This is a genomic window from Afipia birgiae 34632 (genome assembly GCF_000308295.2).
GTDB classification, from domain to species: domain Bacteria; phylum Pseudomonadota; class Alphaproteobacteria; order Rhizobiales; family Xanthobacteraceae; genus Afipia; species Afipia birgiae.
This window is the reverse complement of record NZ_HG326652.1, coordinates 394,797-400,931: the sequence shown is the minus strand read 5'-3', so window position 1 is coordinate 400,931 and position 6,135 is coordinate 394,797. Positions and strand designations below refer to the sequence as shown.

At 59.5% G+C, this 6,135-nt stretch carries 7 protein-coding genes; 1 reads left to right on the top strand and 6 read right to left on the bottom strand.

What is annotated here, in order from left to right; genetic code table 11:
* Positions 1 to 303: 303 nt before the first annotated feature.
* The 4 genes from BN32_RS01855 to ykgO all read right to left on the bottom strand — a co-directional run bounded on the left by BN32_RS01855 (position 304) and on the right by ykgO (position 2,634).
* Entirely contained in the window at positions 304 to 708 is a 405-nt protein-coding gene (locus BN32_RS01855) for a phasin family protein (RefSeq protein ID WP_019195546.1), read from the bottom strand.
* Positions 709 to 932: 224 nt separating this feature from the next.
* Positions 933 to 1,337 (bottom strand): hypothetical protein, encoded by a 405-nt coding sequence (locus BN32_RS01850; RefSeq protein WP_019195545.1) that lies wholly within the window; start codon positions 1,335 to 1,337, stop codon positions 933 to 935.
* Between the two features lie 370 nt (positions 1,338 to 1,707).
* On the bottom strand, positions 1,708 to 2,340 hold the full coding sequence (locus BN32_RS01845; RefSeq protein ID WP_019195543.1) for a tetratricopeptide repeat protein: 633 nt from the start codon (positions 2,338 to 2,340) through the stop codon (positions 1,708 to 1,710).
* A 168-nt stretch (positions 2,341 to 2,508) separates the two neighbouring features.
* Complete coding sequence (gene ykgO / locus BN32_RS01840; protein WP_002718645.1) at positions 2,509 to 2,634, bottom strand: type B 50S ribosomal protein L36; 126 nt, start codon at positions 2,632 to 2,634, stop codon at positions 2,509 to 2,511.
* Between the two features lie 327 nt (positions 2,635 to 2,961).
* Between ykgO and BN32_RS01835 the strand changes: the two genes are divergently transcribed.
* On the top strand, positions 2,962 to 3,993 hold the full coding sequence (locus BN32_RS01835; RefSeq protein WP_040425340.1) for an acyl-CoA desaturase: 1,032 nt from the start codon (positions 2,962 to 2,964) through the stop codon (positions 3,991 to 3,993).
* 102 nt (positions 3,994 to 4,095) lie between these two features.
* On the opposite strand, the gene BN32_RS01830 is transcribed toward BN32_RS01835, so the two are convergent.
* Both BN32_RS01830 and BN32_RS01825 read right to left on the bottom strand, forming a co-directional pair.
* The gene (locus BN32_RS01830) at positions 4,096 to 5,067 is read right to left on the bottom strand and encodes a tripartite tricarboxylate transporter substrate binding protein (RefSeq protein ID WP_019195541.1); all 972 of its coding nucleotides are present in this window, start codon (positions 5,065 to 5,067) and stop codon (positions 4,096 to 4,098) included.
* A gap of 59 nt (positions 5,068 to 5,126) precedes the next feature.
* On the bottom strand, positions 5,127 to 6,107 hold the full coding sequence (locus BN32_RS01825) for a tripartite tricarboxylate transporter substrate binding protein (protein WP_040425338.1): 981 nt from the start codon (positions 6,105 to 6,107) through the stop codon (positions 5,127 to 5,129).
* Positions 6,108 to 6,135: the final 28 nt, after the last annotated feature.

The window sequence follows — 6,135 nt, the reverse complement described above, 5'->3', positions numbered from 1 at the left end:
GAGAGAGAGAGAGAGCCGCTCGCATCTCAAAAGACGACACGGCTGCAACCCGGACTACCCTATGCCAGCCCCACCAGCGCGAGAAGTCGTTATTTGGGCAAGTGAGCGCTCCCATAGGTCAGGTTGAATGACCATTCGAGATATCATCTTGTATAATTTTATCTATTAGCAAGCGCTTTTCGGACTCGTCGCAGCATCGACGAGTCGAGACATTCACTCGGCGCGCCCTGAAATCTTGCATGCCGAGCTATCGCGCCCGACGTATCGGGCACAAAACAGTCATAGTGTGCGGACAGGCTGTTCTCAAGCGGCCTTGTCGGCTGCGTGGACTGTCGTTTCGCGCGCTTCCTGCGCCGCGCGGGTCACATCTTCGACAGTCCCTTGAGTGAGCCGCAGCATCCGCTGCGCTTCTTCGCCATACTGCGCGAACGCGGTCTGCCAGAACTGAGCATAGGCCTGCTGCAAATCCTGCATCGAGCGGCAGTCATGGATTGTCCGGAATAACTGGACGTCCTCGCGCAGCCTTTTGCCGACAAACTCCGACCATTCCTTGCCGATGTTTTGCATGGCCGTGCCGACCTGCGCGTTGAATTTCGCGGTTTCATTCAGCATGGTTCCATTGATCTCGCTGACGCGCGCCAGATCTGGAAACGGAATCGTTTCCGCCGCCTTGTTGAATACATTGTCGCTGGTTGATGTGGATGCCATTGTCGGACCTTCATTCTGCTGGAGCAAGAAAAGGACACGTCTAACGCCGACACCCCATCATTGATCGATGGCAGCAGTATGATGCTCATCGCATCGTGAACGAAAAGAAAAATTTCTCTCTAAGCACGCGCCGATCGCACATGCTTTTTCCGAGATTTCAGATTGCCAGCAACCAATCAAGGTCAGCGTTCATGACCGAACGGCGGATCGCAGCGCGCATAAAATTACTCAGCGGGCTGCGACGACGGTATCCCGCTGCGGCGCTGCTCATACCGAACCACCAGCCAGCCGAACAGCACCATGTCGCCAAGCAGGACGAACGATCCGATGCCGGCGAAAGGCTCACCCGCTTGGTTGCCCGCATGCAGCATCGCGACACCGACGGTCAGCGAAATCGTGCCGATGATCCAGACCCAGATCTGCATCAATGCGGTGCGCGACACTTCTAGGGAGGGATGGAGGCGATAAAAAATCCCGAAGAGAAACAATGACACCCAACCGAGCAGGTTGAGATGAGCATGTGCAGGCATCGCGGAATGGTCCTTAGAAATGGCCATGACGATGCCCCAGGACATTCCAATCAGCACAGCGATGACGGCGGCAAAAAAACTCAATGACGAAGCTTTCATGGTGATCTCCCGATCGCAATTTCTGAATGCGGCGTGTGTGCGCTGCGAAAGGCGCGGGCCTACCACCGCACTGCATCCAGATCAACGCGAGCCGTGATTTCCGCCGCGCGGAATCCCTTGCAATTTTGCGGTGATCATTCCGGCTGTTCGCCAACCACGTCAATGCATGCCTGTGAGGGGACCAATCAAGCTGCAGCCGACAGGCCGGCCTGCGTGACCAGCGCCAGCACCGCGAGCGCAACCACACAGCCAAGACGATCATGGAAAGAATCCGGAGAACGATCTGCCCGCGGAAAATACGGACCGCTGATGAATAGGTGTCGCGTCATAGTCGAGCCGGCCAGCGAAACGGGCCGGATCACATGTCCGGTTAAATATCGCGGCCCTCGACCTTCTCGGACAGCGACTTCACAAGATCGGGCACACGTTCGAGGTAGGGATTGATGGCAAGCGCCTTGCGGAAAGCCTCCAGCGCATGTTTTTCGTCGCCGGTTTCCTGCATGATCATCCCGAGACCAGCCAAGGCGCCGAAATGGCGCGGCTCGCGAATCAGAACCTGCCGGATGTCTTCCATCGAGCGGCTGTAATCATTCTGCAGGTAATAGATCGTCGCGCGCCGATTCCAGGCCTCGATATAGTCGGGGCGCAGCTTGATGACGGCATCGAGCAGTTTCAGCGCGACATCGGTGTCCTTACCGTCCATCGCGAGCTTGGCCCGCGCCATCAGAAGCGCCGCGGTGTCGCTTGGCGTCGCGGTCCACAAAGCCCAGATTCGGGCTTCGACGGCCTTGGCGCTTTCCTGGTCCGGTGCAGCCTTCAGCGCCCCGAACAGGAAGTCGAGATTCTTGGTCTTGTCGCCGAAGACACGCGGCAGCTTGGCGGGCGGCTGCGGCAGTTTTTTCTGCTTGCCCGGCGGCGTGACTTGCGGAGCCTGTGCAGCGGCGGGCGCTACGGCCAATCCCGCGAGCACAACAACGCCAATCGCGAGCTTTAAAAGCCGCATCCCGTTCGCCGTGGTTGTGGACCGCAATACCATGACGGAAAGTCTAAACGCGGAAAGCGCCGCGTGCAAAGCACAAGCGGCGTCAAACGACTGTGATTATGAGAAACCTGCCACCTCGAGCGGCAGCACACGTCATGGAATAAACGGGCGAAAAATCGCCTGTTTCGATCAACCCTGGCGCGCCTTGAAGCGGCGCTGAACCTTGTTGATGACGTAAACCCGGCCCTTGCGGCGGACCAGACGGTTGTTGCGGTGACGGCCGCGCAGGGACTTCAGCGAATTACGGACCTTCATGGGACAATGCTCTCTGGAAGGCCGCGTTGCAGGGCCGAGTATGAACCGTTGGTTGATGGGCATATCCCGCAGGCCAAGGGCCGCGCGAGACAGGCGGTTTCTATGCCATCGCGGGCACAAATGTCAATCCGATCAGGCCAATTCAACAGCTCAAACCGGGGCAAAATGACCCGATTGGAACCTGTTTTCGGACTTTTCACGGCCCAAATCTCTCTCTAATCAAACCTCTAGAGCCATTCGTATACGCCGTTCTTCAACTTCGGCCGCGCATGCGTTAAACATGGCTTTCGCCCCCCGAAAGGCAGATCTGGACCGTTGACCGCCGAAATGACCACACCTCGTCCGGCGGCTGCGAAGGCCGTACCGCTCAGCGGCGCTGCGGAGCCCAGGCTATCCGGCCGACTGCCGCTGCCCGCGGGCGTCAATCTGAACCGCATCGATTGGGGCACAGCGCTCCCTATCCTGTTCTACCATCTGGCGGCGCTGCTCGCCTTCATCCCTTGGTATTTCAGCTGGACCGGCGTGTTCGTCGCCATCGTGACAGCGCGGCTATCCGGACTGCTGGGCATCAACATCTGCTACCACCGTCTCCTCACCCATCGCGGCTTCAAGTGCCCGAAGTGGTTCGAGCATACGCTGGCGGTCATCGCGGTTTGCTGTGTGCAAGACACGCCGGCCCGCTGGGTCGCGGTGCATCGCCGACATCATCAGCACGCCGATGAACAACCCGATCCGCATAGCCCGCTGGTGAATTTTCTCTGGGGCCACATCGGTTGGGTGGTGATCAAGAACCCGGAGTTGAATCGCCTCGGAATCTACGACCGCTATGCCAAGGACATCCTGCGCGACCCGTTCTACGTCGCGCTCGAGCGCAACTGGCTTCAGCTCAAGATCATCCTCATCCAGTGGGTGGTGTTTTTCGGCCTCGGCTTTCTCGCCGAACTGGCGATGGGCGGCACGGCAATGCAGGCCCTGCAGTTCGGGTTGAGCATTCTGGTCTGGGGCGTATTCGTCCGCACGGTGTTCGTCTGGCATCAGACCTGGGCGGTGAATTCCGTGACTCACCTTTGGGGCTACCGGAATTACAAGACCGACGAGGACAGCCGGAACAATGTTTTCATCGGCCTGCTCGCACACGGCGAAGGCTGGCATAACAATCACCACGCTGATCCGCGTTCCGCGCGTCACGGTCACAAGTGGTGGGAGTTCGACACCACCTGGTTGACCATCCGATTGTTCGAGAAACTCGGACTCGCGACCGACGTTGTCGGGCCAAGTCCCCATGTGATGGCCAAAGCCGGGATAACGACGGGCCAGACCATCACAACGCATGGTCCCGACGGCACCCCGACCCACTAATCGCGACAAGATTCGCGCTTTTTCCAATCCAGCTATTTATCCATAACAAAAGCCCGCCCGTGGTTATCCGGAGCGGGCTTTCTGCGATCTTGAAACCGGTTCTTATTGCTGTGGCACGTTGGCGGTCTTCACGACGCCAGCCCACTTGTTGATTTCGGCATCCACGAACTTTGCGAAATCCGGGCCGGCGAGTTTGCCGGGCTCGACGCCCTGTGTCGCGAATTTTTCGCGCGTCTGGGACGCTGCAAGGATCTCCTTCATCGCCGCAACCAGCTTGGTGTAAGCCGCGTTGCCATTCGCCGCAGGCATATAGAGGCCGAACCACGCGGTGGCTTCGAGACCCTTCACGCCAGACTCATCGAGCGTCGGAGCATTTGGCAGCGACGCCGCGCGTTCCTTGCTGGTTACGGCCAGCACGCGGATGGTGCCCGCAGCAGCAGCCGGCAGCACCGTCGGGAGCGTGTCGAACATGATCGGAATATGTCCGCCGATCAGATCGTTCATCGCAGGCGCAGCGCCCTTATAAGGAACGTGCACAATGTCGACGCCCGCCATCTGCTTGAACAGTTCGCCTGACAGATGATTGGCGCCGCCGATGCCGGCCGAGCCGAACGACAGTTTACCAGGCTCCTTCTTCGCCATTGCGATCAGGTCGGCAACGGTCTTCGCCGGGAAGTCTTTGTTGACCACCAACGCATTCGGCGCGCTCGCGACCACAGCGATCGGCGAGAAGTCCCTTTGCGTGTCGTATGGCAGCTTCACATACAGGCTCGGGTTGATGACGTGATGGGTCGCGGTCAACAGCAGCACGCTGCCGTCATTAGGCGACTTCGCCACCATCTCGGAACCGATAGTCCCCGACGCGCCGGCCCGGTTCTCGACGATGGTCGTGACGCCGAGCTTGTCGCCGAGATACTGCGCGACAAAACGCGCCAGGATGTCCGTGGTGCCGCCCGCCGGAAACGGCACGATAATCTTGATGCTGTTGGGCGGAAACTGTTCGTTGGCCCTGGCATCGCCGGAGGCGGTGCCGAGCATGAACACGCACAGGATTGCAGCAACGACTGACTTCATGATTTCAACCTGACTCACGTTGGTATGACGCTATCGCGTTTCGCGCATGGCAGCCGATGTTACGGCTGACGCAGCAATTTGGCGCGCTCGACCAGCGAGCGCTCGGACACGTAGAACTCACTGGCCCACTGCTGGTATTCGCCGGGCGGCTTCTGCCACTGGGTCTGACCCAAGGTCACCAGCAGCTTCTTGTACTCATCGCTGTCGGCCGCAGCCTTGAACGCCTTGTACAATCTGTCGACAACAGCCGGCGGCATTCCCTTCGGTCCCACAAGTCCATACGGTGCGGGATAGACGAGATCGTAACCTAGGCTCTTCGCCGTCGGCACGCCGGGCAGCGACGCGACCGGCTGCGGATCGAACGACAACAGCACGCGCATCTTGCCCGACTCGACATAGGGCAGAATGGTGCCGATGGCATCGACCGTCGCCATGGTGTGGCCGCCGAGGATCGCCGTGACAGCTTCGCTGCTGCCCTTGTATCCGACATGGGTGATCTTCACATCGGCCATGCCGGCAAGAGCTTCCGCCAGAAGGTGCATTGTCGTGCCCGCGCCTGCAGTGGCGACCGTCAGACTGTCAGGATTTTTCTTGGCGTAGGCCACCAGATCAGCGGTGGTCTTGATCGGCGAGTCGGCATTGACCGCGAGCACGAAGGTGTAGCCGCCGAGGCCCGCGATCCACGTGAAGTCCTTGATCGGATCCCAGTCGACCTTCTGCATATAGGGATAGCGCAGCAATCCGGCTGTTGCGGCCGCGATGGTGTAACCATCGGGCGCTTCCGTTTTCGCCATCGTCGATGGCGCCAGCGTCGCGCCTGCGCCCGGTCGATTCTCGATGATGATCGGCTGGCCAAGATCCTTGGCAGCGAGTTCACCGAGCTTGCGGAATGTCGTATCGGTCGCACCACCCGCCGCGAAGCCGACCAGCAGCTTGATCGGCCGGGCCGGGTACGAATCCTGGGCGACCGCCAACTGTGGCATCGCGATTATTCCGATCGCGAGCAATCCAGATCGCATCGCATTCAAGTACCGGCTCATTCTCATCTCCCTCATGGCCCGGATTGCT

What these genes read in the sequence shown, in the direction of transcription:
- BN32_RS01830 (WP_019195541.1), bottom strand. Translation starts at nt 5,067, where the DNA reads ATGAAGTCAGTCGTTGCTGCAATCCTGTGCGTGTTCATGCTCGGCACC.
- BN32_RS01850 (WP_019195545.1), bottom strand. Translation starts at nt 1,337, where the DNA reads ATGAAAGCTTCGTCATTGAGTTTTTTTGCCGCCGTCATCGCTGTGCTG.
- BN32_RS01825 (WP_040425338.1), bottom strand. Translation starts at nt 6,107, where the DNA reads ATGAGCCGGTACTTGAATGCGATGCGATCTGGATTGCTCGCGATCGGA.
- BN32_RS01845 (WP_019195543.1), bottom strand. Translation starts at nt 2,340, where the DNA reads ATGCGGCTTTTAAAGCTCGCGATTGGCGTTGTTGTGCTCGCGGGATTG.
- ykgO (WP_002718645.1), bottom strand. Translation starts at nt 2,634, where the DNA reads ATGAAGGTCCGTAATTCGCTGAAGTCCCTGCGCGGCCGTCACCGCAAC.
- BN32_RS01835 (WP_040425340.1), top strand. Translation starts at nt 2,962, where the DNA reads ATGACCACACCTCGTCCGGCGGCTGCGAAGGCCGTACCGCTCAGCGGC.
- BN32_RS01855 (WP_019195546.1), bottom strand. Translation starts at nt 708, where the DNA reads ATGGCATCCACATCAACCAGCGACAATGTATTCAACAAGGCGGCGGAA.